General features: G+C 65.8%; 24 protein-coding genes. 17 read left to right on the forward strand and 7 right to left on the reverse strand.

The genetic code is table 11. From position 1 onward, the window contains the following. The coding region (locus tag RBA41_RS15525) for a hypothetical protein (RefSeq protein WP_306624960.1) at positions 1 to 181 on the forward strand (181 nt) is incomplete at its 5' end. Positions 182 to 193: 12 nt separating this feature from the next. On the opposite strand, the gene icmF is transcribed toward RBA41_RS15525, so the two are convergent. From icmF to RBA41_RS15540, 3 genes are all read right to left on the reverse strand, one after another. Further along, positions 194 to 3,481, reverse strand: a complete 3,288-nt coding sequence (gene icmF, locus RBA41_RS15530; protein ID WP_306624962.1) for a fused isobutyryl-CoA mutase/GTPase IcmF — start codon at positions 3,479 to 3,481, stop codon at positions 194 to 196. 123 nt (positions 3,482 to 3,604) lie between these two features. Further along, positions 3,605 to 7,168, reverse strand: a complete 3,564-nt coding sequence (locus RBA41_RS15535) for an indolepyruvate ferredoxin oxidoreductase family protein (RefSeq protein WP_306624963.1) — start codon at positions 7,166 to 7,168, stop codon at positions 3,605 to 3,607. A gap of 233 nt (positions 7,169 to 7,401) precedes the next feature. Beyond that, a complete protein-coding gene (locus RBA41_RS15540) occupies positions 7,402 to 8,334 on the reverse strand; it encodes a LysR substrate-binding domain-containing protein (RefSeq protein WP_306624964.1) in 933 nt (310 codons plus the stop codon). Positions 8,335 to 8,459: 125 nt separating this feature from the next. On the opposite strand from RBA41_RS15540, the gene RBA41_RS15545 reads away from it, so the two are divergent. Continuing rightward, positions 8,460 to 9,680: an HD-GYP domain-containing protein gene (locus RBA41_RS15545; RefSeq protein ID WP_306624965.1), complete on the forward strand. Its 1,221-nt coding sequence runs from the start codon at positions 8,460 to 8,462 to the stop codon at positions 9,678 to 9,680. A gap of 24 nt (positions 9,681 to 9,704) precedes the next feature. On the opposite strand, the gene RBA41_RS15550 is transcribed toward RBA41_RS15545, so the two are convergent. Continuing rightward, complete coding sequence (locus RBA41_RS15550; protein WP_306624966.1) at positions 9,705 to 10,745, reverse strand: GGDEF domain-containing protein; 1,041 nt, start codon at positions 10,743 to 10,745, stop codon at positions 9,705 to 9,707. A 438-nt stretch (positions 10,746 to 11,183) separates the two neighbouring features. Between RBA41_RS15550 and RBA41_RS15555 the strand changes: the two genes are divergently transcribed. From RBA41_RS15555 to RBA41_RS15625, 15 genes are all read left to right on the forward strand, one after another. Continuing rightward, positions 11,184 to 11,360, forward strand: coding sequence for a Flp family type IVb pilin (locus RBA41_RS15555; RefSeq protein WP_306624967.1), 177 nt, complete (start codon positions 11,184 to 11,186; stop codon positions 11,358 to 11,360). Positions 11,361 to 11,453: 93 nt separating this feature from the next. Next, a complete protein-coding gene (locus tag RBA41_RS15560) occupies positions 11,454 to 11,987 on the forward strand; it encodes a prepilin peptidase (RefSeq protein WP_306624968.1) in 534 nt (177 codons plus the stop codon). A gap of 107 nt (positions 11,988 to 12,094) precedes the next feature. Then, positions 12,095 to 13,522, forward strand: a complete 1,428-nt coding sequence (locus RBA41_RS15565; RefSeq protein WP_306624969.1) for a DUF8689 domain-containing protein — start codon at positions 12,095 to 12,097, stop codon at positions 13,520 to 13,522. Next, positions 13,519 to 14,415: a Flp pilus assembly protein CpaB gene (gene cpaB, locus RBA41_RS15570; protein WP_306624970.1), complete on the forward strand. Its 897-nt coding sequence runs from the start codon at positions 13,519 to 13,521 to the stop codon at positions 14,413 to 14,415. The genes RBA41_RS15565 and cpaB overlap by 4 nt, the downstream gene beginning before the upstream one ends. Before the next feature lie 32 nt (positions 14,416 to 14,447). Continuing rightward, entirely contained in the window at positions 14,448 to 16,004 is a 1,557-nt protein-coding gene (locus RBA41_RS15575; RefSeq protein ID WP_306624971.1) for a type II and III secretion system protein family protein, read from the forward strand. Positions 16,005 to 16,013: 9 nt separating this feature from the next. Further along, positions 16,014 to 16,289, forward strand: a complete 276-nt coding sequence (locus RBA41_RS15580; RefSeq protein WP_306624972.1) for a hypothetical protein — start codon at positions 16,014 to 16,016, stop codon at positions 16,287 to 16,289. Then, a complete protein-coding gene (locus RBA41_RS15585; RefSeq protein ID WP_306624973.1) occupies positions 16,286 to 17,764 on the forward strand; it encodes a pilus assembly protein TadG-related protein in 1,479 nt (492 codons plus the stop codon). The genes RBA41_RS15580 and RBA41_RS15585 overlap by 4 nt, the downstream gene beginning before the upstream one ends. A gap of 14 nt (positions 17,765 to 17,778) precedes the next feature. Further along, positions 17,779 to 18,240 (forward strand): hypothetical protein, encoded by a 462-nt coding sequence (locus RBA41_RS15590; RefSeq protein WP_306624974.1) that lies wholly within the window; start codon positions 17,779 to 17,781, stop codon positions 18,238 to 18,240. 16 nt (positions 18,241 to 18,256) lie between these two features. Further along, positions 18,257 to 18,838: a TadE/TadG family type IV pilus assembly protein gene (locus RBA41_RS15595; RefSeq protein WP_306624975.1), complete on the forward strand. Its 582-nt coding sequence runs from the start codon at positions 18,257 to 18,259 to the stop codon at positions 18,836 to 18,838. 30 nt (positions 18,839 to 18,868) lie between these two features. Then, the gene (locus RBA41_RS15600; protein ID WP_306624976.1) at positions 18,869 to 20,044 is read left to right on the forward strand and encodes a CpaE/TadZ family protein; all 1,176 of its coding nucleotides are present in this window, start codon (positions 18,869 to 18,871) and stop codon (positions 20,042 to 20,044) included. A 16-nt stretch (positions 20,045 to 20,060) separates the two neighbouring features. Beyond that, entirely contained in the window at positions 20,061 to 21,407 is a 1,347-nt protein-coding gene (locus tag RBA41_RS15605; protein ID WP_306624977.1) for a TadA family conjugal transfer-associated ATPase, read from the forward strand. 8 nt (positions 21,408 to 21,415) lie between these two features. After that, positions 21,416 to 22,393, forward strand: a complete 978-nt coding sequence (locus RBA41_RS15610; protein WP_306624978.1) for a type II secretion system F family protein — start codon at positions 21,416 to 21,418, stop codon at positions 22,391 to 22,393. A gap of 9 nt (positions 22,394 to 22,402) precedes the next feature. After that, positions 22,403 to 23,338: a type II secretion system F family protein gene (locus RBA41_RS15615; RefSeq protein WP_306624979.1), complete on the forward strand. Its 936-nt coding sequence runs from the start codon at positions 22,403 to 22,405 to the stop codon at positions 23,336 to 23,338. 34 nt (positions 23,339 to 23,372) lie between these two features. Continuing rightward, positions 23,373 to 24,476 carry a LytR C-terminal domain-containing protein gene (locus RBA41_RS15620; RefSeq protein ID WP_306624980.1) on the forward strand — a complete coding sequence of 368 codons (1,104 nt, stop codon included), beginning with the start codon at positions 23,373 to 23,375 and terminating at the stop codon, positions 24,474 to 24,476. Between the two features lie 94 nt (positions 24,477 to 24,570). Further along, on the forward strand, positions 24,571 to 24,882 hold the full coding sequence (locus tag RBA41_RS15625) for a BON domain-containing protein (protein ID WP_306624981.1): 312 nt from the start codon (positions 24,571 to 24,573) through the stop codon (positions 24,880 to 24,882). A gap of 65 nt (positions 24,883 to 24,947) precedes the next feature. Here RBA41_RS15625 and RBA41_RS15630 read toward each other — a convergent pair whose 3' ends face one another. The 3 genes from RBA41_RS15630 to RBA41_RS15640 form a co-directional block, all read right to left on the reverse strand. Beyond that, positions 24,948 to 25,718 (reverse strand): GIN domain-containing protein, encoded by a 771-nt coding sequence (locus tag RBA41_RS15630; protein ID WP_306624982.1) that lies wholly within the window; start codon positions 25,716 to 25,718, stop codon positions 24,948 to 24,950. Between the two features lie 38 nt (positions 25,719 to 25,756). Continuing rightward, the gene (locus tag RBA41_RS15635; RefSeq protein WP_306624983.1) at positions 25,757 to 25,960 is read right to left on the reverse strand and encodes a hypothetical protein; all 204 of its coding nucleotides are present in this window, start codon (positions 25,958 to 25,960) and stop codon (positions 25,757 to 25,759) included. Positions 25,961 to 26,135: 175 nt separating this feature from the next. Next, positions 26,136 to 26,723: a hypothetical protein gene (locus RBA41_RS15640; RefSeq protein WP_306624984.1), complete on the reverse strand. Its 588-nt coding sequence runs from the start codon at positions 26,721 to 26,723 to the stop codon at positions 26,136 to 26,138. Positions 26,724 to 26,773: the final 50 nt, after the last annotated feature.

Consider the following 26,773-nt stretch of genomic DNA (forward strand, 5'->3'; position numbering starts at 1 on the left):
AGAGTCTACCGGGGAAGTTGCCATGAAAGTGACTTCAACGACCCCGTACACGCCGCCGCAAGTGGAGGCCGCCATGAACCCGGCAACGGGCTGCTGGTGCGATGGTCATCCGATTGTTCTTCCTGCCGGTGCACTGAAAGGGGGCGGCGCCGCGTTCCTCGATTCGCTGCCGTCCCATTAAGGTTTTACCGACTTACATATTGCGCCGGTACTGCCCGCCCACCTCGAACAGCGCGGTCGTAATCTGCCCCAGCGAGCAAACCCGCACCGCTTCCATCAGCTTCTCGAACACGTTCGCATTGTCGATGGCCGCCTGCTGCAATGCCGCCAGCACCTGCGGCGCCTGCTCGGCGTTACGGCGATGGAAGTCGTCCAGGCGCGTCAACTGCGACTGCTTCTCCTCGTCCGTCGAACGCGCCAGTTCGATCTTTTGCGGGGTGTCGTTCGCCTTCGGATTGCGGAAGGTGTTCACGCCGATGATCGGTAGCGTGCCGTCGTGCTTCTGGTGCTCGTACAGCATCGACTCTTCCTGGATCTTGCCGCGCTGGTAGCCGGTTTCCATCGCACCGAGCACGCCGCCACGCTCGGCGATGCGTTCGAACTCCTGCAGCACCGCCTCTTCCACCAGGTCGGTCAGTTCCTCGATGATGAACGAACCCTGGTTCGGATTCTCGTTCTTGGCCAGGCCCCATTCGCGGTTGATGATCAGCTGGATCGCCAGCGCGCGCCGCACCGATTCGTCGGTCGGCGTGGTGATCGCTTCGTCGTAGGCATTGGTGTGCAGGCTGTTGCAGTTATCGTAGATCGCAATCAGCGCCTGCAGGGTGGTGCGGATATCGTTGAAGTCGATCTCCTGCGCGTGCAGCGAGCGGCCCGAGGTCTGGATGTGGTACTTGAGCTTCTGGCTGCGGTCGTTGGCGCCGTACTTGTCGCGCATGGCGACTGCCCACAGGCGGCGCGCCACGCGGCCGAGCACCGTGTATTCCGGGTCCATGCCGTTACTGAAGAAGAACGACAGGTTCGGCGCAAAATCGTCGATGTGCATGCCGCGCGCCAGGTACGCTTCCACGAACGTGAATCCGTTCGAGAGCGTGAACGCCAGCTGCGAAATCGGGTTCGCGCCCGCTTCGGCGATGTGGTAGCCCGAGATCGACACCGAGTAGAAATTGCGCACCTGGTGATGCACGAAATACTCCTGGATGTCGCCCATGACTTTCAGCGAAAACTCGGTCGAGAAGATGCAGGTGTTCTGGCCCTGGTCTTCCTTGAGGATGTCGGCCTGCACCGTGCCGCGCACGTTCTGCAGCACCCAGGCGCGGATCTTCGCCGCTTCATCAATAGTCGGCTGGCGCTTGTTCTCGACCACGAACTTGTCGATCTGCTGGTCGATGGCGGTGTTCATGAACATCGCCAGGATGGTCGGCGCCGGGCCGTTGATCGTCATCGACACCGACGTGCTCGGGCTGCACAGGTTGAAGCCGTCGTACAGCACCTTCATGTCGTCCAGCGTGGCGATGGACACGCCCGAGTTGCCGACCTTGCCGTAAATGTCGGGGCGCAGCGCCGGGTCGGCGCCGTACAGGGTCACCGAGTCGAACGCGGTCGACAGGCGCTTGGCGTCCATGCCTTCCGAAACCAGCTTGAAGCGGCGGTTGGTGCGGAACGAATCGCCTTCGCCGGCGAACATGCGGGTCGGGTCTTCGCCTTCGCGCTTGAACGCGAACACGCCGGCCGTGAACGGGAATGAACCCGGCACGTTTTCCAGCATCAGGAAGCGCAGCACTTCGCCATGGTCCTCAAAGCGCGGCAGCGCCACCTTGCGGATCTTCGTGCCCGACAGGGTGTGGGCGATCAGGCGCGTGCGGATTTCCTTGTCGCGGATCTTGACCACGTAATCGTCGCCCGCGTACGCGGCCTGCATTTCGGGCCACATCGCCAGCAGCTTCTTGGCGGTGGCGTCGAGGGCGTTGTCGCGCTCCGTAATCAGTTCGTCGAAGTCGGCGGTCTTGGACGCCAGCGCCAGCATGCGTTTGGCTTCCGTCAGTTGCTGGCGCTCGCGTGCCAGCTTGACCTGCTTCGATGCGTTCTTGTGGTAGCCGCGCACGGTGTCGGCGATTTCGGCGAGGTAGCGCGCGCGTGCCGGCGGCACGATCACGTGCTTGCCGCTCGAATGGCGGATGTCGGTCTGCGGCAGCTTGCCCGGCGCGATGGCCAGGCCGAATTCGCCCAGTTTCGGCAGCAGGCCGTGGTACAGGGCAGTGACGCCATCGTCGTTGAAGCGCGACGCCTGGGTGCCGTACACCGGCATTTCCTCCGGACGCTTGCTCCACATTTCGCGGTTGCGCTGGTATTGCTTGGCGACGTCGCGCAGCGCGTCGAGCGAGCCTTTGCGGTCGAATTTGTTAATCGCGATGAAGTCGGCGAAATCCAGCATGTCGATTTTTTCGAGCTGCGAGGCGGCGCCGAATTCCGGCGTCATCACGTACATCGACACGTCCACGTGCGGCACGATGGCGGCGTCGCCCTGGCCGATGCCGGACGTTTCGACGATCACCAGGTCGAAACCGGCCACCTTGCAGGCGGCGATCACGTCGGGCAGCGCCTGCGAGATTTCGGAACCGGCTTCGCGCGTGGCCAGCGAGCGCATAAATACGCGGGCCTGGCCGTTCCATGGATTGATCGCGTTCATGCGGATACGGTCGCCCAGCAGCGCGCCGCCCGATTTGCGGCGCGACGGGTCGATCGAGATGATGGCGATATTGATCGCGTCATTCTGGTCGAGGCGGATGCGGCGGATCAGTTCATCGGTCAGCGACGATTTGCCGGCGCCGCCGGTGCCGGTGATACCCAGGGTCGGCACGTGCAGCCCTTCGGCCGCGTCGACGATGGCCTTACGCAATTCGGGCGTGGCCTTCTCGTTTTCGAGCGCGGTGATCAGCTGCGCCAGCGGACGGTGGCGCGAAGCCACGTCGCCCTGCTGCAGGGGCGCGAGCGTGGTCGGGGAATAGGTGGACAGGTCGATGTCGCAGGTCTGGATCATCGACTGGATCATGCCGACCAAACCCATGCGCTGGCCGTCTTCCGGGCTGAAGATGCGGGTGACGCCGTAGGCATGCAGGTCCGCGATTTCGTCGGGGACGATCACGCCGCCGCCGCCGCCGAACACCTTGATGTGGGCGCCGCCGCGTTCCTTGAGCAGGTCGATCATGTACTTGAAGTATTCGACGTGGCCACCCTGGTAGCTGGAGATGGCGATGCCTTGCACGTCTTCGGCCAGCGCCGCGGTGACGACTTCGTCGACCGAGCGGTTGTGGCCCAGGTGGACTACTTCGACGCCGTTGGACTGCAAAATGCGGCGCATGATGTTGATCGATGCGTCGTGGCCGTCGAACAGCGAGGCGGCGGTGACGAAGCGGACTTTGTTGGCCAGTTTCGGCTGTTCGGGGAGATTCAGTTTGGCGGCGGGAGTCAGGTCGTTCATGATGATCCTTGCGATATCGTTCTTGTAAGGTATATGACGTTTACGTAAACGTCAAGCGACGTGTCTGCGTCGCCCGGGAGCCGTCTTCCCCGCGCCAAGGCGCGGGGAAGACGGTGGTCTTTGTTACGCCGCGTGCTTGCGCGCCCCATCCCCCAGCAGCCGCGCTTTCTCCACGCGGAACTGCGCCACTGCCTTTTCCTTCACATGTCCATACCCGCGAATCTGCTCCGGCAGGTTGGCCAGTTCCACCGCGGTCGCATGATTGTCGGCATTGAGTCCGGCGATCAAACCTTCGATCATCTGGCGATACTCCACAATCAGCGCGCGCTCCATCTTGCGTTCTTCGGTGCGGCCAAAAATATCGAAGGTCCCGCCGCGCAGGCCCTTGAACTTGGCCAGCAGCGCAAACGCCTTCCACATCCACGATCCGAATTCGGCTTTCACCAGATGTCCCTTGGCGTCCTTCTTGGCGAACATCGGCGGCGCCAGGTTGAACTTGACCGAGAAATCGCCCTCGAACTGCGACTTGAGCTGCTCGACAAAGCGGCCGTCGGTGTACAGGCGCGCCACTTCATATTCGTCCTTGTACGCCATCAGCTTGAAGTAGTACTTGGCCACCGCCGTCGACAGCCGGTTACCCAGTGACTGCGCCGTTTCCGCCGCCCGCACCTTGGCCACCAGCTGCTCGTAGATCGCCGCATACGCGCCATCCTGGTACTCGGTCAGGAACTCGACGCGCTTCTTGATCACGTTCTCCAGGCTTTGCGGCATCTGCACCACGATGGCCTGGGTCGGCGTGGCGACCTTCTCCACGCGCTTGAGGTCCACGGCGGCGCGGCGGCCCCACAGGAAGCTCTTCTTGTTCGGCTCCACGCCCACGCCATTCAACTCGATGGCGCGCAGCAGCGACGCTTCGGTCAGCGGAATGCGGCCCTTCTGCCATGCGTAACCCATCATGAACAGGTTGGCGGCGATCGAGTCGCCCATCAGCGCGGTGGCTAATTTTGTGGCGTCGATGAAGTCGGCCGCGTCAATGGCAGGCGCACCCACCGATTCCATGATCAGCGCGCGCACTTCAGCGGCCGGATATTCCCAGTCGGCCTGCTGCGCGAACGTGCCGGGTGGCTGCTCGTGCAGGTTGATCACGGCCATGGTGCGGCCCGGACGCATCTTGGAAATCGCATCCTGCGCGCCTGCGGTCAGCATGTCGCAGCCGAGGATCAGGTCCGCTTCGCCGGTGGCGATGCGCTGTGCGCGCAGGTGCTCGGGCGAACGCGCCACCTTCACGTGCGAGGTGACCGAGCCGTTTTTCTGCGACATGCCGGTCATGTCGAGCACCGACGCGCCCTTGCCTTCGAGGTGGGCGGCCATGCCCATCAGCGCACCGACGGTAATCACGCCGGTGCCGCCAATGCCGTTGATCAGGATGTTGTACGGTTGGTCGATATTCGGCAGCACCGGTTCCGGCAGCGGCCCGAAGCCGTCGTCCACGTTACCCTTGGTGACGCCGGTCTTGGTTTTCTTGAGCGTGCCGCCTTCGACGGTGACGAAACTCGGGCAGAAGCCCTTCACGCACGAGTAGTCCTTGTTGCAGGACGACTGGTCGATGGTGCGCTTGCGACCGAACTCGGTTTCCTTCGGCAGGATCGAGACGCAGTTCGACTGCACGCCGCAGTCGCCGCAGCCTTCGCACACGGCGTCGTTGATGACCATGCGCTTGTTCGGGTCGGGGAACTCGCCTTTTTTGCGGCGGCGGCGCTTTTCGGCCGCGCAGGTCTGGTCGTAGATCAGCACCGACACGCCTTCGACCTCGCGCAGCTCGCGCTGGACCGCGTCCATGTCCTTGCGGTCATGCAGGCTGACGATGGATGGCAGCGAGGAACGGTCGCTGTAGCGCGACAAGTCTTCGGTCACCAGCGCGATGCGCTTGATGCCTTCGGCCGCCATCTGCTGGGCGATCATCGGCACCGAGGTCTGGCCGTCGACCGGCTGGCCGCCCGTCATCGCGACCGCGTCGTTGTACAGAATCTTGTAGGTCATGTTGACCTTGGCCGCCACCGCCGCGCGGATCGCCAGGTAACCGGAGTGGAAGTAGGTGCCGTCGCCCAGGTTCTGGAACACGTGCGGCACTTCGGAAAACGCCTGCTGGCCGATCCACGGCGCGCCTTCGCCGCCCATGTGGGTGGTCAGCTTGTTCATGCCCGGGTAGATCGCGGTGGCCATCACGTGGCAGCCGATGCCGGCCAGCGCGAAGCTGCCTTCCGGGACCTTGGTCGAGGTATTGTGCGGGCATCCGGAGCAGTAGAACGCGGGACGGAACGGCGTGTTGATGGCCTTGCGCAGCACCGCATCCTTGGCGTCGAGGAAGGTCAGGCGCGCCTTGATCAAGTCGCAGGTGCGCGCGTCGGTGATCAGGCGCGAGATGCGCGAGGCGATCACGCGCGCCACCTGCGAAACCGAGAAGTCGGCCTTGGAGGTGAGCAGCCATTCGCCGCGCGGTGCGACCCATTCGCCTTTTTCGTCGAACTTGCCGATCACCTTCGGGCGCACGTCGTCGCGCCAGTTGTAGAGCTGTTCCTTGAGCTGGTATTCGACGATCTGGCGCTTTTCCTCGACCACCAGGATTTCGTCGAGCCCCTGGGCGAATTCGCGCACGCTGTCCGGCTCCAGCGGCCAGGGCATGGCGACCTTGAACAGGCGCAGGCCGACGTCGGCCGCCATTTTTTCGTCGATGCCCAGTTCTTCCAGCGCTTCGAGCACGTCCAGGTACGATTTGCCGGACGCGATGATGCCCAGCTTGGCGTTGGCGCTGTCGATGGTGGTGTGATTGAGCTTGTTCTCGCGCGCGTACGCCAGCGCCGCGTAGATTTTATAGTCCTGCATCAGCGCTTCCTGCTTGCGCGCCTGCAGGCCGAGCGGATCGGACGAGAGGCGCGTATTGAGGCCGCCTTCGGGCATGACGAAGTCCTGCGGCAGCTTCACCTGCACGCGGAACGGGTTGGCGTCGACCGAGGCGCTCGATTCGACCGTGTCGGCCAGCGCCTTGAAGGCCACCGTGCAGCCGGAAAAGCGCGACATGGCCCAGCCGTGCACGCCCAGGTCCAGGTATTCCTGCACATTGCACGGGTACAGCACCGGCACCATGCAGGCCGAGAAGATGTGGTCCGACTGGTGCGGCAGGGTCGAGGAATAGGCGCCGTGGTCGTCGCCGGCCACCAGCAGCACGCCGCCATGCTTGCTCGTGCCGGCGTGGTTCATGTGCTTGAAGACGTCGCCGCAGCGGTCCACGCCCGGGCCTTTGCCGTACCACATGGCGAACACGCCGTCGTACTTGGCCGGGCCGATCAGGTCGACCGTCTGCGAGCCCCACACCGCGGTCGCGGCCAGGTCTTCGTTCACGCCCGGCACGAATTTCACGTGGTGCGCTTCGAGGTGGGCCTTGGCCTTCCACAGGTTTTCATCGAGGCCGCCCAGGGGCGAGCCGCGGTAGCCGGAAATGAAACCGGCCGTGTTCAGGCCGGCGGCCTGGTCGCGTTCGCGCTGCATCATCGGGAGGCGCACCAGCGCCTGGATACCGGACAGGAAAATATTGCCCGTGGTCGCCGTGTATTTGTCGTCGAGGGTGACCGTGGTCAGGCGTGAAGCGACGTCCTGCTTCGCAGGCGTCGTTGCCGTGGTATCTGGCATGGTGTGTCTCCAAAAGGGTATTCGGGATGTCGCCCCGCCAGGACGGCGCCGGGTAGGCGCCTTGGTGACAGGGTGGGTTGCCGCTTTATGCGGCTTGTTTTACAGCTTGATTCTACAAGACTCTCCGGTACGGATCGCCGTTGGCGTGGAGTGTATGACCTTCATGCCCGTAGGGGAAATACGGTTTGCGGATGGGGGTATAAGAAAAAGTGATGACTCGGGGCCGCTGCGACTTATTTGAGCAGGCGCGCGCCCGGCCAGGCGCCGCCGGCGCACAGTTCTTCGGTCACCTGGTGCACCAGGCGCTTGACCGCGGCGGCGGCGTTGGTCAGGGGAATATTGCGCGAGGCGCACAGGGTGACCGTGCGCGCCAGCGCCGGGCTGTGGATCGCCCGGGCCAGCATGGCGCCGCGTTCGATGTCGGCCAGCAGCGGGGCCACCGGCAGGATGGTGGCGCCCATGTCGGCCAGAATCGCCGACTTGAGGATGGCGATCGAGTTGATTTCGATCACGTTCGACAGGTGCAGGCCGGCTTCGCGCGCCACGTTCTCGATGCGCGGGCGCACCCCTTGCTGCTGGGCCGGCAGGATCAATGTGGTGGCCAGCGCGTCGGCCAGCGCCACCCGCTCGCCCGGCGGGCTGAAAGCCGAACCGGCACGGCAGATGAAATTCAGTTCTTCCTCCACCAGCGCGCTGCTGGCGAACGCGCCCAGCTGGCCATCGTCGAACAGCACCGCCAGGTTGATCCGGCCCGACTTGAGCTGTTCGTTCAGGTTGCCCGATAACTCTTCGGTGAGCTGCAGGGTGATCTCGGGATAGGTGCGGCGCGCCGCCATCAGCAAGGGCAGGGCGAGGGCGCCCGAAATGCTGTGCGGCAGCCCCAGGGTGACGCTGCCCGACGGCCTGGTGGTCGACTGGATCACGGCCGAACGGGCATCGCCGACCTGCTTGAGGATCGCCAGCGCATGTTCGTAAAACACCTTGCCGGCGTCGGTGGTGAGCACGCCCTGGGCCGAGCGGTGCAGCAGTTGCGCGCCGAGGTCGTCTTCCAGCTGGCGCAACTGCTGGGTCAGGGCCGGCTGGGCCACGTGCAGCACCAGCGCCGCGCGCGAGAGCGAGCCATGATCGACAATGGCGACGTAGTAGCGCAGCTGGCGTAATTCCATGATCGTCCGGGCGGTGGGTGAGGGTGGTGGTTTTCGGCAATCATAAATGCATCAAAGAAATATTGACGTTATACTGATGGTCGTTGCCGCGATTGCGCGAGATTACACCACAGACGGACAGAAAAATGCTCAAGAAAGTCGATGTTTCCCAACTCAAGCCCGGCATGTACATCCATGACCTGAGCTGCGACTGGATGACGCACCCGTTCGTGCGCAATCGTTTCCTGCTGACCAGCGACGAGGAAATCGGCAAGATCATCCAGGCCGGCATCCACGACGTGGTCATCGATGGCAGCAAGGGACTCGACCTCGGCCATGCGCCCACGCTCGACGAGGTGCGCCAGGGCACCGAGGAGGCGCTGGTGGCCATCGCCGCGGCGCCGGTGATGGTCACCCGCACCTCCCTGGCCGAGGAACTCAAGCGCGCCGCCGTGATCCGCCACCAGGCCACCGGGCTGGTGCGCACCGTGATGCAGGATGCGCGGCTGGGCAAGGCCATCGAACTGGACAATGTGACGCCGGTGGTGCGCAACATCACCGAATCGATCCTGCGCAATCCCGGCGCGCTCATCGGCATGCTGCGCATCAAGAACAAGGATGACTACACGTTCTTGCATTCGGTCAGCGTGTGCACCCTGCTGGTGGCGTTTTGCCGCTCGCGCGGGATGGATGCCGATACCATCCACCAGGCCGGCCTGGGCGGGCTGCTGCACGATACCGGCAAGGCACTGGTGCCGGACCATATCTTGAACAAGCCGGGGCCGCTGACGGACGAGGAGTTTGCCATCGTCAAGCGGCATCCGCGCGACGGCTACGATATCCTGGTCAAGTCGCCCGACGTGAGCGCGATTGCGCTCGACATCACCCTGCATCATCACGAGCGGCGCGACGCCAGCGGCTATCCGGACCGCCAGGGCGAGGGCGCCATCAGCGAACTGGCGCAGATGGCGGCCATTGTCGATGTGTACGACGCCATCACGGCCGAGCGCTGCTATCACAAGGGCATGCCGGCGGCCGAAGCGCTGCGCAAGATTTTCGAGTGGAGCAAGTTCCACTTTCATCCCGGGTACGCGCAGGCATTCATGCGCTGCGTCGGGATTTATCCGGTGGGAACCATGGTGATGCTCGAATCGGGGCGGCTGGCGGTGGTGATCGAGCCGCACGAGACCAATCTGCTCGCGCCCAAGGTGAATGTGTTTTTCAACACCAAACGCAATGGGTATATCAAGCCGGAAACGGTGGATTTGTCGCGTCCGGTCGGCTTCGGCGGCGGCGACAAGATCGTCCGTCCCGAATCGCCCGAGAAGTGGCATGTCGACCCGATGCGGTTCATCAGCGTCGCTTAGCCATCCGGCGCGCGGCCGGACGGACTAGAAGAATTCGGCCGTATCGTTCGACGCCACCGCTTGCAGCAGCCCGCCCGAGACCAGCTGGTCGTAGTGGCACGCCTGGTTGCGCCCGTGGCTCTTGGCGTAGTACAGCGCCTGGTCGGCATGCCCGAGAATGATCACGGGCGACTCGAACGGGCTGATGCTGACGAAGCCGACGCTCACCGTCACCTGCCCCACCTGGGGGAAATCATGCGATTCGACATTCGTGCGGAAGCGGTCGATGATCTTTTGCGCATTGTCGAGCGTGGTCGAACGCAGCAGCACCACAAACTCTTCGCCGCCGAAACGGAATACCCGGTCTTGCGAGCGGAACGACGATTGCAGCAGGTTGGCGATCAGGATCAGTACTTCATCGCCGTACAGATGGCCGAATTTGTCGTTGACCAGCTTGAAATGGTCGACATCGACCACCGCCAGCCACTGCTTTTCGGCTTCCGAATGCTGGCGCCGCTCTTCCTGGCCCGGTTCCAGCGACTCTTGCTCGGCGGTGACGTGCAGCATCTTGGCCAGCTGGTCGTCGAAGGTCTTGCGGTTGAGCAAGCCCGTGAGCGAGTCGCGTTCGCTGTAGTCGAGCAGGTTCTGGAAGTTGCGGTACACGCTGACAATGCCGCCGATGACATGGATGGTGTCGCTCGTGTACGGCGTCGGATGCAGGATTTCGAGGCAGGTGTCGACCTTTTCGCCGATCCAGATCGGCAGCCACAAGGTGCGCTTGCCGCCGGCCGTGATGCTCTCGGCACTCGTTTCGTTGTTGGCGATGCACGCGGCCAGGGCCGGGAAACTGCTGATCGGCTCGCCCAGCGCATTCACATCGACAGGCTCTTCCATGCGCGCCACGCCACCGGCGCAGATGCTGGCGCGCACGCGCACATACTGCTCCCCGCGCACATGCATGATGGTCAGCACGCGCGTCTGCGACGCCCGTGCCAGCTCCTGAACCGCCGAGATCACCGAGATGTCGAGCATCGTGTGGTCGCGGTGGCCAGTCATGTCCACCATGTGTTTAAGAAGGGAATCCATGTCGTTCTCAGAAATGTAAATCAAACAACTACCACCTGGCGGAAGAATCGATGTCCATCGACATTGGCGCAGGCTAGTGTACCTGATCGCCCGGTGCGTCCGGTTGGCGCATCTCGTGCCCGGTTCGCCGTGTTGCCTGATCCGTAATTGTCGTGCATAAACGCTCGCGCTCACCCGATTCTACCGTTGTGCAGCGCCTAGCGGCTCACCGCACAGCAACTTTTTCGCCATCTTGTCGTATATCGACCGTTTCCATGATAACAAAATTCATACCTCGGAGGAAAGTTGCGTGAGGTCAAGGCATCTCTTTGGCAACGCCCTATAGTGAACTCAATGGCGGAAAAATTGAAGAACAGCAGCAGCGTACTTCAAGGTAAGGCGGCAAGGATGCCGAACCCGTGCCAGAAGTTGGCAGTCCTTAACTAACCGGAGGTCACCATGAGCACCATCACCACCGCAGTGCAAGCCTTTATCAACGACGAAGACGGCGCCACCGCCATCGAGTACGGTCTGATTGCAGCACTGATTGCAGTTGCGATCGTCGCATCGCTGAAAGAGGTGCAGGCCGAGCTCAAATCCCTGTTCGCTCAGGTCGTAACTGGCTTGCAAGGATAAGACGTCCCAGGCCCCACCTGAGCCGTCGTTTGCTGCACCACGCCCCCCGGAACAGGGCCCTGTTCCGGGGGGCTTTTTTTATGCGAGTAGCCCATGCCTGCCTTGACGCTTTCCCAGCTTATCCTGATCGCCCTGCTGCTCGCCGCCGCCGCCACCGACCTCGCGTCGCGCCGCATTCCCAACCGCCTGCTGGCCGCCGGCCTGGCCTGCGCCGCCATCCTGCATCTGTGTTCCGGCAACCCGCTGGCGCTGCTGAGCACGGGCCTGGCCGGTTTCGCCACCGGCCTGCTGCTATTTCTGCCCCTGTACTGCCTGCGCGGCATGGCCGCCGGCGACGTCAAGCTGATGGCCACCGTCGGCGCCTTCACCGGTCCCGCCCTGGCCCTGGACATCGCCCTGGCCGCCTTTTGCGCCGGCGGCCTGATGGCGCTGCTGATCATCCTTGCCAGCGGGCGCCTGCGCGATACCGGCGCCAATCTGATGGCGCTGCTGCGCCCCCTGTTCCTGCGCATCGGCGGCATGCCGGCCGTGGCCGAACCGATGCCGGCCCCGAGTGTCGGAAATATGCCATACGCCGTCGCCATCGCCGGCGGCACTTTTTTCACTCTGGCGCAGCCCTGGCTCTAAATTTCCGCACGGTCAGAGCTTGCTGTTTGTCAAATCGGCCAAGGGAGGCGTGGCTAAAATAAATTGTGCCTTTCGGAAACGCCATCTGCCTTTTTTTAGGAACCGACATGAGTTACATCGATCCGACCGGAGCGCTTCCGCCCAGCAGCCAGCGGGTGCGCGCCTCTTCCGCCGACTACGGCATCAGCAGCCCGCCGCCGCAGCCGCGCTGCGTACGCGACACCGGCCTCGAACTGGGACTGGTGATCGAACTGGTGACCAAGGCCATGTACGCGATCGGCAGGATTCACCTGCCTGTCCTCACCGGCAAGCTCAAGCTGTCGATCAATGTCCTGCGCGAAGTGCTGGACGCCATGCAGGCCGACCACCTGGCCGAGGTGGCCGGGCGCGGCGACTCCGATCTCGACGTCCACTATCAGCTCACCGAGGGCGGACGTTTGCGCGCGGCCGAGTTCCTGGCGCGTTGCCGCTATGTGGGACCGGCCCCGGTCACCCTGCAGGCATACCGCGACCTGGCCGAACGCCAGTCGAGCCGGCACGCCCAGGTCCAGCCGATCGGCATGGCCGAGATGGCCGCCGCCTTCGCCGACGACGTGCTCGATCCCGGCGTGCGCGACCAGCTCGGCGCGGCGCTGCAGTCGCGCCGCCCGCTGCTGCTGCACGGCCCGTCCGGCAGCGGCAAGACCACCCTGGCGCGCAAGCTGGGCCAGCTGCAAAGCGGGCTGGTGGCCATTCCGCATGCGATCCTGGCCGAGGGCCACATCATCCAGTTCCACGATCCGGCCCTGCATGTGCCGGCCTCGCCCCTGCACACGCGCCACAACGAAGAACGGCGCAAGCCCGATGCGCGCTGGGTGCTGTGCCAGCGCCCGGTGGTGCAGGTCGGCGCCGAACTGGGCTACGAAATGCTCGACCTGCGCCTGGACCACGCCAGCGGCGTGTACCGCGCGCCGCCGCACTTCATGGCCAATAACGGCATCCTCGTGATCGACGACCTGGGCCGCCAGCGTATTCCGGCCGAAGAATTGCTCAACCGTTTCAGCGCCCCGCTCGACAGCGGCAGCGACCAGCTCACCATCGAGGGCGGCTGCAAGATCGCCGTGCCGTTCGATGTCACCCTGGTGCTGGCCACCAACCTGGCGCCGCAACTGCTGCTCGACGACGCCTTCCTGCGCCGCATCGGCTACAAGATCCTGGTCGGCCCGCTCTCCGAAACGGCCTACGCCACCCTGTTCCGGCGCCAGTGCCAGCGGCATGGGCTGGCCTGCGACGAGGCCGTGCTGGACTACCTGATCACGCGCCTGCACCGCGCCAGCGGACGGCCGCTGCTGGCCAGCTATCCGGCCGAGCTGCTGGGACGGGTGAACGATTTCGCCGCCTTTGCCGGCGTCACGGCGCGCGTGAGCGCGGCCGCCATCGAGCAAGCCTGGCACAGCATGTCGGTGGCGCCGCCCGCGCTGGCCACCGCCCCGGCCCATCCACCCCTGTCTTTTTCAGCCGATAACGGCACCACCCTGTACGAGAGGATCTCATGAAAAACAAACGCGCATTGCTGACCATGGGTGTGGCGGTCCTGCTGGGGATCGGCGCCGTCATCCTGGCTTCCCTCTGGCTGCTCGGGCAGCCGGCCAACGCGGCCAGCCGCATCGTCGTCGCCACCGGCGACATCAGCCGCGGCCAGCGCATCTCGCCCGACATGCTGCGCCTGGTCGACTGGCCGACCGCAACCATCCCCAAGGATGCCTTCAAGGATAGCCTCAAGCTGAGCGACCGGGTGCTCAAGACCAACGTCCTCAAGGGCGAGCCGCTGACCGAAGCCAAGCTGGCCCCGGCCGGCACCCTGGGCGGCCTGTCGGCCCTGATCAGCGAAGGCAAGCGCGCCATCACGGTGCGCGTCAACGATGTCATCGGCGTGGCCGGCTTTGCGCTGCCGGGCAATTACGTCGACATCATCGTGCACACCGAGCGCGACCCGGGCGACCAGGTCAGGCCGCACCGCAATGCGCTGCACATCTCCAAGATCGTGCTCGAACGCATCCTGGTGCTGGCCGTGGCCCAGGAAGTGAGCCGCGACGAAACCAAGCCGAAAGTGGTCAACGCCGTCACCCTCGAAGTCACGCCGGAACAGGCCGAGACGCTCGACCTGGCACGCGGCGTCGGCACCTTGTCGCTGGCGCTGCGCAACCAGGTCGATCCCGGTTCGCCGCAGACGGCCGGAGCCACCAAGGCCAGCCTGCTCGACGAGCTGGCCGCCGCCGCCACGCTTGTATCCGTATCCGGGTCCGGGGCCGCTGCCAAGGCGGCGCCGCCGGCCAAACCGCGCGCGGCCCCGCGTGCCGCCGCGCGCCCCGCGCCGGTGGTGGCGCAGGTCCGGCGCGACTGCGTCAGCGTCTTGAACGGCGTGACCACATCACAAGAATGTTTTTGATTTTCGAGCAATCACCTTACAGGATGGCCGACATGAACAGATGCATCAAGCAAGGAAAACCGACCCGCAGCGCCGCCGCCGTAGTCGGCGTACTGCTGGCGCTGAGCGGCGCCAGCGCCGCCGCCACCCCCAAGGAAGCGCAGCCCCAGGCCGAGCGCGCCGACAGCGGTCCGCGCTGCAGCGGCGAAGCGGCGCGTCCCGGCAACATGACGCTGCTGGTGGGCAAATCGAACCTGATGCGCCTGCCCGAACCGGTGCGCAACCGCAGCATCGGCAACGCCGCCGTGGTGCAAGCCATGCTGGTCGCGCCGGACACCCTGTACCTGCTCGGGGTCGATGTCGGCACCACCAACATGATCGTGCAAGGCAAGAGCGGCAGCTGCAGCATCGTCGACATCGTGGTCGGCATGGACCCGGCCGCGCTGCAGGCCAGCCTGGCGGCCCTGATGCCGGAAGAGAAGGATATCCGCGTGCACGGCGCCGCCGACTCGCTGGTGCTGAGCGGCACCGTGGCCGATGGCGCCGCCGTGCTGCGCGCGGTCGAACTGGCGACCGCGTTCGTCAGCCGGCCGCTGCGCTCGCTGGCGCAGCAGGGCGGCGACGCGGCCACCGGCGGCGCGGCCGCGGCCAAGGGCGGCACCGGCGGCGGCGGCGCCGCCAGCACGGCCCCGGCCGCGCGCGTGATCAACCTGCTGGCGGTCAGCGCGCCCCAGCAAGTGATGCTCGAAGTGAAGATCGCCGAAGTCTCGAAAAGCTTGCTCGAACGGCTCGAAGGGGGCGTCACCTGGGGCTTCGGCTCGGGCAGCTGGGCCACCACCTTGCTGGCCAATTTCATCACCGGCAATGCCCAGGGCGCGCTCGGCTCGCAGCGGCGCAGCGGCAATCGCGTCAACCTGGAAGCGCAGAAGCAGGATGGCATCGTGCGCATCCTGGCCGAGCCGAACGTGATGGCCGTCAGCGGCCAGGAAGGCAGTTTCCTGGCCGGCGGCAGCATCTTTATTCCGGTGGCCCAGGAGAACAACAAGGTCACCCTGGAAGAGAAGGAATTCGGGGTCGGCCTGCGCTTCACCCCGACCGTGCTGGCCGGCGGACGCATCAACCTGAAGGTGGCGCCGGAAGTGTCGGAAGTCTCGCGCGAAGGCATCGGCGTGTCGGCCGCCGGCTTTTCCGGCGGCGCGGTGCTGCCCTTGATCACCAAGCGGCGTGCCAGCACCACCTTGCAGCTGTTCGACGGCCAGAGTTTCGCCATCGGCGGCCTGATCAAGAACAATCTGATCACCAACCGCAAGGGCTTGCCGCTGCTGGGCGAAGTGCCCGTGCTCGGCGCCCTGTTCCGCAGCACCGATTTCCAGGAAGACCGCACCGAACTGGTGTTTGTCGTGACGGCCCACCTGGTCAAGCCCCTGCCGTCGAACTACACCTTGCCGACCGACAGCCTGGCGCCGCCCTCGCGCACCCAGACGATGCTCGGCTCGCGCCTGGAAGGAGAGCAAGCCGCTCCCCGGACAGCCGGCGCAGCGGCGAGTGCGCCAGGCGCCACGCCGGTTGCCCCCGCCTCGTCCGCCCAGCGCGGTTTTGAACTGAAATAGGAGAGCGCCATGAACACACGCATCGGTAGCAGCATGGCCAGCTTGCTGGCATTGACGGTCTGTCTGGCTGGTTGCTCGAGCACGCCGCGCTGGGACGCCCGCTTCGGCCAGGCCGTGCGCACCTCGCTGGCGGCCCAGGTAATCGATCCCTCGGCCGTGCGCAACACCCGTCCCGTGGCGGGACTGGACGGCAAGACGGCGGCCGCCGCCCACGAGCGCTACCAGCACTCGGCCGAAGCGCCTGCAGCGCTGGCGCCGCTGGCCATCGGCGGGGGCGCAAAATGAAGCAGTTGCGCCTCGCGGCCTGCCGCCGGCGGCGCCAGCGCGGCGCTTACATGCTGGTGTTCGCGCTGCTGCTGATGCCGCTGGTCCTGCTGGGCGGCATGGCGATCGACCTGTCGATGGCATACATGCGCCGCACCGACCTGCAGGCGGCGGCCGACGCCGCCGCGCTGGCGGCGGCGCGCGCGCTCGACGGCACCGAGGCCGGCATCGCCAGCGCCGGCTTGCGCGCGGCGCAAGTTGTCAATACCAGCACCTACGCGCTGACGAACACCATGACATGGTCGCCCGACGCCCTGCGCTTTAGCGACAGTCCCGACCTGGGCGGAACCTGGCTGCCGGCCAGTGCCGTCAATGCCGCCAATGTGGCCACGATGCGTTACGCCCGCGTCGATACCAACGGGCTGCCGTCGGCCCTGGGCGAGGTGCGCGCCGTGTTCGCCAGCGCCATCGATCTCAAATTCGCCATCCTGCGGGTGGGCGCGCAGGCGGTGGCCGGGCGCAGCGCGGTCCAGATCACGCCGCTGGCCATCTGCGCCATGGACAACCAGGCCAAAACGGTGCGCGTGAACGCACCCGGCTTCGAGGAAATCGTCGAGCATGGCTTCCGGCGCGGAGTCAGCTACAACCTGCTCAATCTCAATCCGGTCGGGGTTCCCGCGCTGAACTACCAGGTCAATCCCATCGATTTTCCGCCGGCGGTCGAGAACGCGGCGCACCGCAGCCTGGCCACCCTGCGCCCGATGGTGTGCAGCGGCACCCTGGCGCTGCCGTTCCTGCCCAACGGCGCCAGCGTTTACGTGCGCGAAGGCTTTCCCGCCTCGCTCACGGCCGAACTCAATTCGCGCTTCGGCAGCGGCAGCGGCTCGACCTGCGACCCGGTCTCGGCCCCGGCCGATACCAACATCAAGGAATACACGGTGGGCACCTTCTGGATGCGCATGCCGGCCGCCACCCCGAGCCTGACCCAGATTCCGGCCAGCGCCACCCAGGTCGTCGGCGCCGGCGAGCGCAAGACCATTGCCGACGTCAGCGGCGCCACGTCCGGCACCAACCGGGTCAGCTACGGACCCTTGTGGGCCTTTGCCAAGCCGCAGCGCTACGACGCGGCCACGCCGGACACCCCCGGCGCCAGTTTTCCCAAGAGCGCCTGGCCGCTCCTGTACCCGGTCGCCACCACCGAGCAGGCCGAGGCGACCAGCATCTACCCCACCGATCCGATGGTCCCGTACCGGGGGACGGGCGCCTTCAAGGTCAGCCCCAGCCCATTGAGCTACCCCAAACTGGCGGGGCGGCGCATCCTCAACATTCCGCTGCTGGCCTGCCCGCTGGGCGCGGGCGGCACCGCCACGGTGCTGGCGGTCGGCAGCTTCCTGATGACCTCGCGCGCGACCGACAGCCCGCTCGGCGTGCATGCCGAATTCGGCGGCCTGGCCACGGCCGACTCCATGAACTCCTCGACGGTCCTGTACCGATGAAAGCGCCCTCCACCATGGCTTCCACTTTCCCGCCGCGCGCGCGCGGCATGGCGATTATCGAACTGGCCCTGATCATGGGAACCATGGCCTTCCTGCTGCCAGTCATCTTCAGCCTGGGCCACCTGTTCTATGTGTACGCGGTGCTCAAGCAGACCGCTGCCGCCGCCGCCGCCACCCTGGCCACGGCGCCGCCGTCCGAATGGGCCAGCGGCGCCGCGGCCAGCAGCACGATGAAGCTGCGCACCGTCGCGCTGATCGAGAAGTCGCTGCTCGACGCCAGGGTGGCGCCCCTCATTCCGCTGCTCGAATACGACTTCGACTGCAACGGCAATCTGGTCTGCGGGGGCGAGCGCCCGGACAGCATCACGGTCTCTCTGGTGGTCGCGGTGCCGAACAGCTTTCACTACGTGACCGAAATGGGCATCCCCAGCAGCATGATGGTCCAGACCGCCGTCACCGTTCCTTACAGCCACTAAACGCCCGGAGTCCGCCATGCACCAAGCGTTCCGTAGGACCCGCCAGCGCATGCGCGGCGCCACCATGGTCGAATTCGGCATGACCTTGCCGATCTTCCTGCTCTTTACCCTCGGCATGCTCGAAATGGCGCGCGCGGTGTACCTGTGGAACATGCTCTCGAACGCGACCTACACGGCGGCGCGCGGCGCGGCCCTGGTCGACGCCACCGACAGCGCGGCGCTGGAAGCCGTGGCGCAGGCGGCCGCCCTGCCGGCGCGCGGCGGCGGCATGTCGCTGGGCGCGAACGGGACCGATGCGCGCATCGCGATCAGCCACCTGCGCAGCGATTTCGGGCTGGTCACGTCGGTGCCGGCCTGCCCCTCGCAAAACATAGTCAACTGCAACGCCAATCCGAATGGCGCCAGCTGCGTGCGTTTCGTGCGCGCCCAGCTGTGCGCTCCCGGCAGCGGCGCCGGGTGCGAGCCGGCCACGTACAAACCCCTGTTCGCCGGCAAAGCGCTGGGCTGGGGATTCACCTACCCGAGCTTCGCGGCGGTCGTCCCGGCCGCGTCGCTGGGTCGCCAAGCAGGTAGCACCGAAGTCTGCCCCGGCCCCTGAGCCGCGTTGCCTTACCCACGAGGATGTGCCATGAAAGCTTTACTTATCACTCACGACAGCCAGCTGCAAGCCGAGATCGCCGCCCAGGGCGCCGCGCGGATGCCGCCAGTGACCCTGGTGGCCGTGCGCGCCCGTCTGCGCGACGCGCTCGAGCGCGTGCTGCCCGACAGCCCGGCGCTGGTGATCGTCGACGCCAGCGGCCTCGATGAAAGCGAGGCCGAACAGCTGGTGCGCCTGGCCAAGCTGTACCCGGCCGCCACCTTCATGCTGCTCACCCGCGACCAGCAGCAAAACCTGCTGATCCGCGCCATGCGCGCCGGCGTGCGCGAAGTGCTGCAGCTGCCGCTGGTGCACAGCGCCTTCCACGACGCCATCAACCGCATCGCCGACGCCGCCAATGCCGGCAAGCTGTGCGACGGCAAGGTGCTGGCCTTCATTTCCTGCAAGGGCGGCAGCGGCGCCACGTTCCTGTCGACCAATTTCGCCTACGCCCTGGCCAGCCTGGCGGACAAGAAAGTCATCCTGATCGACCTGCACGGCCAGTTCGGCGATGCCACCCTGTATGTATCGGACCAGAAGCCGGCCATGACCCTGTCCGACGTGTGCAGCCAGATCGCGCGCATCGACGGCGCCTTTCTCGACTCCTGCCTGGTGCATGTCACGCCCGGCTTCGGGATCCTGGCCGCGGCCGACGATCCGTCCCACGCGGTCGACCTGAAACCGGAACAGATGGACATCATCCTGCGCGTGGCGCGCCAGCATTACGACTACGTGGTGCTCGACGTGGGACGCCAGATCGATGCCATTTCCCTGCGCGCGCTCGACAACGCCGACGCCATCTATCCGGTGCTGCAGCTGGCCCTGCCCGACCTGCGCGACGGGCGCCGCCTGCTCGACATCTTCCGCTCGCTCGGCTACGCCATCGAAAACACGCGCCTGATCGTGAACCGCTACGAAAAGGGCGGGCGCCTGCGCCTGCAGGACGTGCAAGCCTCGCTCGGCGCCGACGTCATGCACACCGTGCCCAACGACTACGTGGCGGTGACCGATTCGGTCAACCAGGGCGTGCCGGTGCTGCAACTGTCGCGCGCCAGCCCGGTGGCGCGCAGCCTGGCCGAACTGGTCGAGCTGGTCACCGCGCGGCGCGTGCCGGAAACCAAGGGCTTGCTGACCCGCCTGTTCGGGCGCGCCGAGGCCGAACAATAAAACCCAGGAGAATCCCATGACCTTACGCGAACGCCTGACGGCGACCGACGACAGCCGCACCACCCAGCCGGCCGACGCCGAACCGGCCAACCACGCTTATCACGACCTGAAGAAGAACATGCACCAGATGGTGCTCGACCGCATCGACCTGGAGCGCCTCAAGCGCCTCACGCCCGAGCAGTTCAAGCATGAACTGGGCTTGCTGGTGCAGCACATCATCGAAGAAGAACACATCGTGCTCAACCAGCACGAGCGGCACGACCTGGTGCTCGACATCCAGCACGAAATGCTCGGCTTCGGCCCGCTCGAATCCCTGCTGGCCGATCCGACCGTCTCGGACATCCTGGTCAACACCTACAACCAGGTGTACGTCGAGCGGCGCGGGCGCCTGGAACTGACCGACATCACCTTCCACGACAGCGCGCACCTGATGAAGATCATCGAAAAGATCGTCTCGCGGGTCGGGCGCCGGGTCGACGAATCGAGTCCGATGGTCGACGCGCGCCTGCCCGACGGCTCGCGCGTGAACGCGATCATCCCGCCGCTGGCGGTCGACGGCGCGATCCTGTCGATCCGGCGTTTTTCGGCCACCCCGCTGACGGTCGAGAACCTGCTGCGCTACAAGAGCATGACCCCGCCCATGGTGCAGGTACTGCAGTCGCTCGGGCACTCGAAGATCAACATCCTGATCTCGGGCGGTACCGGCAGCGGCAAGACCACCTTGCTCAACCTGCTGTCGGGCTTCATTCCGGCCAACGAGCGCATCATCACCATCGAAGACGCGGCCGAACTGCAGATGCGCCAGCCGCACGTGGTGCGCCTGGAGACGCGCCCGCCGAATATCGAAGGCAAGGGCGAGGTGACCCAGCGCGCGCTGGTGCGCAACGCGCTGCGCATGCGGCCCGACCGCATCATCCTGGGCGAGGTGCGCGGCGCCGAAGCGATGGACATGCTGCAGGCCATGAACACCGGCCACGAAGGCTCGCTGGCGACGATCCACTCGAACACCCCGCGCGACGCCCTGGCGCGGCTGGAAAACATGGTCGGCATGGCTGGCGTCACGCTCACCCCGCGCGCGGTGCGCCAGCAGATCTGCTCGGCGATCACGGTGGTGCTGCAGGTCACGCGCCTGACCGATGGCGCGCGCAAGCTGGTCAGCCTGCAGGAAATCACCGGCATGGAGGGCGACATGATCGCCATGCAGGAAATCTTTTGCTTCGAGCAGACCGGAGTCGATGCCGAAGGAAAGGTGGTCGGGCATTTCCGCGCCACCGGGGTGCGGCCGCGCTTCGCCGACCGCCTGCGCCTGTTCGGCGCGCCCGTGCCCGACTCGGCTTTCGACCCCAGCCGCATCTTCGAATAGGAGTCTCCATGGACTATGTCTTTTATGGCTTTGCCGTGCTGCTGTTCGCCGCGGTCATCCTGCTGATCGAGGGCGGCTACCTGCTGTGGTCGGAAACGCGCGGCGGCGGCGCCAAGCGCATCGCGCGGCGCCTGCGCGTGATGTCGGGCGGCATCGATGCCGAGGGCGGCGCGATCTCCATCCTCAAGCGGCGCCGCTACAGCGCCAGCGACGGCTTCGACGCCCTGCTGCACCGCCTGCGCCTGGCGCACGCCATCGACCGCCTGCTGATGCAGGCTGGCGTGAACTGGATGGTGGCGCAGTTCCTGGCGGCCTCGCTGGCTTTGCTGTGCGCGGCCGCGCTGGCGGCGCATGCCTGGGACACGCCGCCGCTGGTGACCTGGGCGATGCTGCTGGCCGGCCTGGGCTTGCCGTATTTCCTGCTGCGCCGCACACGTGCCAAGCGCATGGAAAAGATCGAGCAGCAGTTGCCGGAAGCGGCCGATTTCCTGGCGCGCGCCATGCGTGCCGGGCACTCGTTTACGAATGTGCTGCAGATGGTCGGCAGCGAACTGCCCGAGCCGCTCAGCGGCGAATTTCGCACCGTGCACCAGGAGATCAACTACGGCGTGCCGATGGGTGAAGCGCTGCACAGCCTGGCCGAACGGATTCCCCTGACCGACCTGCGCTACATGGTGATCGCGGTACTGATCCAGCGCGAGTCGGGCGGCAACCTGGCTGAAATCCTGGGCAATATCGGCCACATCATCCGCGAGCGCCTCAAGCTGCTCGGGCAGGTGCGGGTGCTGTCGGCCGAAGGGCGCATCTCGGCCTGGATCCTGGGCATCCTGCCGTTCGCGGTCGCCGGGATGATGTATCTGGCCAATCCCGAATACATCAGCATGCTGTGGACCGACCCGAGCGGGATACGCCTGCTGTGCTATGCCGGGGCGATGATCACCATCGGGGTGCTGTGGCTGCGCAAACTGATCAACATTCGCGTCTAGGAGAAAGCCATGAGCGGCTCGCAATTATTGTTTCTGGTGATCGTGTTCGCGGTCGTCGTCGGGCTGGCCGGCCTGGCCATGGCGACCTTCTGGCCCGGCTACATGCGCCAGCGCCTGGCGCGTGTGGGCGCTACCGCCGACACCGGCGCGCGCCGCAGCGACGGCTGGGTGGAAAAGGTGGCCAAGGTGGCCCAGCCTTTCAGCAGCCTGTCGCTGCCCGAGCAGGGCTGGGAAAAGTCGCCCCTGCGCACGCGCTTCATGAATGCCGGCTGGCGCGGCCCGGCCGTGGCCACCCTGTACTTCGGCTCCAAGACGGTGCTGGCGCTGTTCCTGCCGGCCCTGGTGGGACTGTGGATCGCGCTCTCGAGCGACGTCATGAGCGGGCAGCGCATCATGATGCTGATGCTCGGCACGGCCGCATTCGGTTACTACCTGCCCAATGCCGTGCTCGAATTCACGGCGCGCCGGCGCCAGCGCGAAATCTTCGAGTCGATTCCCGACGCGCTCGACCTGCTGACGGTGTGCGTGGAAGCGGGCCTGAGCCTGGAGCGCGCGCTGATCAAGGTGGCCGCCGAAATCCACATCAAGAGCATGGTGCTGGCCCAGGAAATGCAGCTGGTGCTGATGGAAATGCGGGCCGGCTTCAGCAAGGAAAAGGCGCTGCGCAACTTTGCCCTGCGCAGCGGCGTGGAAGACGTCGACACCCTGGTGGCGATGATGATCCAGTCCGAGCGCTTCGGCACCAGCATGGGGACCTCGCTGCGGGTGCACGCCGACACCCTGCGCACCAAGCGGCGCCAGATGGCGGAGGAGCAAGCCGCCAAGATCGGCGTGAAGCTGATGTTCCCGCTGATTTTCTTCATCTTCCCGACCCTGCTGATGGTCTTGCTCGGCCCCGCCGCCATGCAGATCATGCGCACGCTCAAGTCGGTCAACGGCCAGTAACTTCTTTCTGTTCCTTTTCCTAGCGGAGCCCGCCATGCGAACCACCCTGTCCTGCTGTTCCCTGCTGTGCGCCGGCGCGCTGCTGCTGGCCTGCACCAATCCCGGCGGCCACACCGCCGCCGGCGCGCCGGCCGTGGCCGAGGCCGCCCCGCTGCGGGCCGAGGATGCCTACCTGCTGGGGCGCGGCGAGCACCTCGCTTACCGCTACGACGCGGCGCGCGCTTTCTACGAGGCGGCGCTGGCGCGCGACCCCGGGCACGTGAAAGCGCGCAACGGCCTGGCGACCCTGTACGCCGAAAAGGGCGAGTTCGCGCGCGCCATTCGTCTGTGGCAGGCCATGACGCAGGAAGCGGCCGGCGGCGGGCAGGACAGCGCCTTCCTGTTCAGCAATCTCGGCTACGCCCACTTCCTCAACGGCGAGTTCGAGCAAGCCCTGGCCGCCCTCGAAAAAGCGTGCCTGCTCGATCCGCTCAACGAGCGCGCCTGGCGGCACCTGGGCGAGGCCCTCGCGAAAGTCGGGCAGCATGAACGCGCCGCGCAGATGGCCATGCAGGCCAGCGCCCTGCGCACGCACGACTTCAAGAGCGACTACGCGGTCGCCGAGCGCGCCGGCGTGCCCGCCATCGACAGCGCGGTCAAGGCGGGCGGGCCTGTGCTGGCGCAGGAGCCGCAGTGGGACCGGACCGAGGTGCGCCAGGACGGCGCCGGGGTGTTCGTGGTGCAGCGGGTGAGCGCGCGGCCGGCGCCGCTGCCTGCCGCGCCGGCGACGGTAGCGGCAGCGGCACAGACGCAGGCGCAGGCGCGTCCGGCCCGGGCCCTGCTGGAGATTCGCAATGGCAACGGCGTGACCGGCATGGCGCGCTCGCTGGCCGGCACGATGGAAGAGGGCGCCCTGCGCGTGGTGCGGCTGAGCAACCAGAAAGGTTTCGGCGTGCGCCAGACCCGCATCGAATACCAGCCGGAATTTCGCGTCGCCGCCGAGCGCCTGGCCGAACGTTTCGGCGCCGCGCGCGTGGTGGCCGTGGGCGACATCGGCCGCGCCGACCTGCGCCTGGTGATCGGACGCGACCTGGTGCCGGCCACGGCGCCCCCGGTCGCCATCGCGGCGCGCCGCAGGCAGGGGCCGGCGGCAGGCTGATGCACCTTTGGGGGCTGGTCCGTTTGTTCCATGTCAAATCCGGTGCGGGCTCTCACGCGACAATGGGATGATCCATTCACTACCGGAGCATCCCATGACAATTGCAGAACGCTTCACACGGACCCTGTCCGGCTTCGCCCTGCTGGCCCTGGTCGCCTGCGCCCCCACCGCGCAGCGCGAAAGCGCGGGCGAATTCATCGACGACACCGTCATCACCGGCAAGGTCAAGGCGGCCCTGGTGGCCGATCCCGAGCTCAAGGCCACGCAAATCAATGTCGAAACCTTCAAGGGCACGGTGCAGCTGAGCGGCTTTGTCAGCATGCCCGACCACGTTCCCAAGGCGGTGGCGCTGACGCGCAAGATCGATGGCGTCAAGAGCGTGAAGAACGATATTATCGTGCGCTGAGGCGGGCATAAAAAAAGCCGCTCCGGATCGACGGGCGGCTGCTTGCATTGCGCGCGGCGCGCGCTTTATTCCCAGGTAACGCTGCCCAGGCCGTGGGCGCTGGCGCTACGCACCGAGGGCTTGCCATGCACCGTGGCCGAACCAAGGCCATTGAGCGTGAGCTTGGCCGAGGTCTTGGCATACACATCGGCGCTGCCCAGGCCCGACATGTCGAGTTCGACGGCATCGGCGCGCAGCTTGCCTGCCTCCAGGCTGCCCACGCCGCCGAGATCGGCGCGCAGCACCTTGGTCTGCCCATTGGCCGCGATGCGTCCGGCGCCACGCAGCGTCAGGTCGACCCGGTCGGTGTCGCCGGCGTTGAGCGTCATGTTGCCGGCCCCGCCAAGGCGCGCGCTGACCTGCTTGTACTGGCTGTGCAGGTTGATGGCGCCGGCGCCGTCGAGCCTGAGCACGATGCGCTCGCCCTTGAAGCCGCGCAGTTCGGTCGAACCGATGCCCTCCGACACGAATTCGTTCAGGTTCGGCAGGGTCAGTTCGGCGCGCAGATCGTGCGTGCGGCTTTTCCCGAAATTCATGCCGCGCTTGGCGGTACCGATCTGCAAGGTGTCGCCTTGCTGGGTCACGGTCACTTGCGAAACATCATGCTTGTCGCCGTACAGGATCAGGGAGGGCGTTGCGCCTTGCTTCACGTTCAGATGAATGATGCCGTTGAGCGCGATCTTCACCGCGCGCGCATCGACGCTGCGCTTTTCGCTGGCCTGCTCGCCCGCGCTGGCCGCGCCTGCGCTGGTGGCGAGGGCGGCGGCCATGAGGGCACTGGCAAACAATCTGTTCATGATGGATCTCCGTGGTCGTGTCGGTGAGGTGGCGCTGCTCAGCCTTTCAGCTGGGCCTTTTCGGCGGCGCTGAGGCGCTTGGCGCTGACGGTGACCACGGTCATGTTGGCATCGGCGCCGGCTTGCACGGCGGCCGGCGCATGGATGCGCGGGGCCGGTGCGCTGGCGGTGGCAAAGCTCGTTGCAGAGACGACGACGAGGGCGGCGACGAAGATGGCTTCCATGTTTTTTGCGATGTTCATGATTGACTCCTGTGGGTTAAGTTCGTTGGGTTGAGTGAACTATAGCCACAGGGCGGATTGTCAACACGGCCATTGCGATGAACTGCGTGTTTGGCGGGATGGAGCGTCGGTTTGGGGCCCAAAGCGTGCCGCCGGTGTGCGGTGCCGGCATCGATGCGCACGCGGCGCGCGGCGCTTACGGCTTGAAGCGGATTTTCATTTCCGGACGCTGCTCGACGCTGCCGATCTTCCACGAGTAGGTGCCGATCAGGCCGAAGAACGACGGGGTCGAGGTGGCATTGTGCGACAACACTTGCGCGCTGATCGGCACCGTCACCGACAGCGTGCCGTCGGGCTTGATGCCGAGTTTGGCCATGCTGGCTTTTTCCTTCTCGTCGAGCTTGCCGGCGGCCAGGGTGACCACTCCATCCTTGTCGGTGGCAACGCGCAGCACGCCCAGCAGGTCGAGCGCCTGGCCGCGCTGGCGCTTGCCCTCGACACTGAGGTCGTAGCGCGCATTGCCCTTGTAGTCGGCCTGGCGGATATCGCGGTCGCGCTTCATCTTCGCGGCGGCGTTTTCCAGGCTTTCCTCATCCTTGGCGTCGAGCTTGCTGCCCTTTGCCAGTTGCCCGGCCGCCATGGTGTGCACGGCGGTGCCGGCGTAGGAGTACTCGTAGCTGCCGTCCGCCTGGAAGGCGGTCTTTGCGGTAAAGCGTTCAGGGACCAGGCATCCGGTCAGCAGCACTGCGGCGCAGGCGCATGCAGGCAAGAGGCGACGGCTCATCGGGAATCCAGGGGAAGGTCAGAATGGCATAAGTGTAGCTCAGTCGACAC

The organism is Massilia scottii, assembly GCF_030846495.1.
Taxonomy (GTDB): Bacteria; Pseudomonadota; Gammaproteobacteria; order Burkholderiales; family Burkholderiaceae_D; genus Telluria_A; species Telluria_A violaceinigra.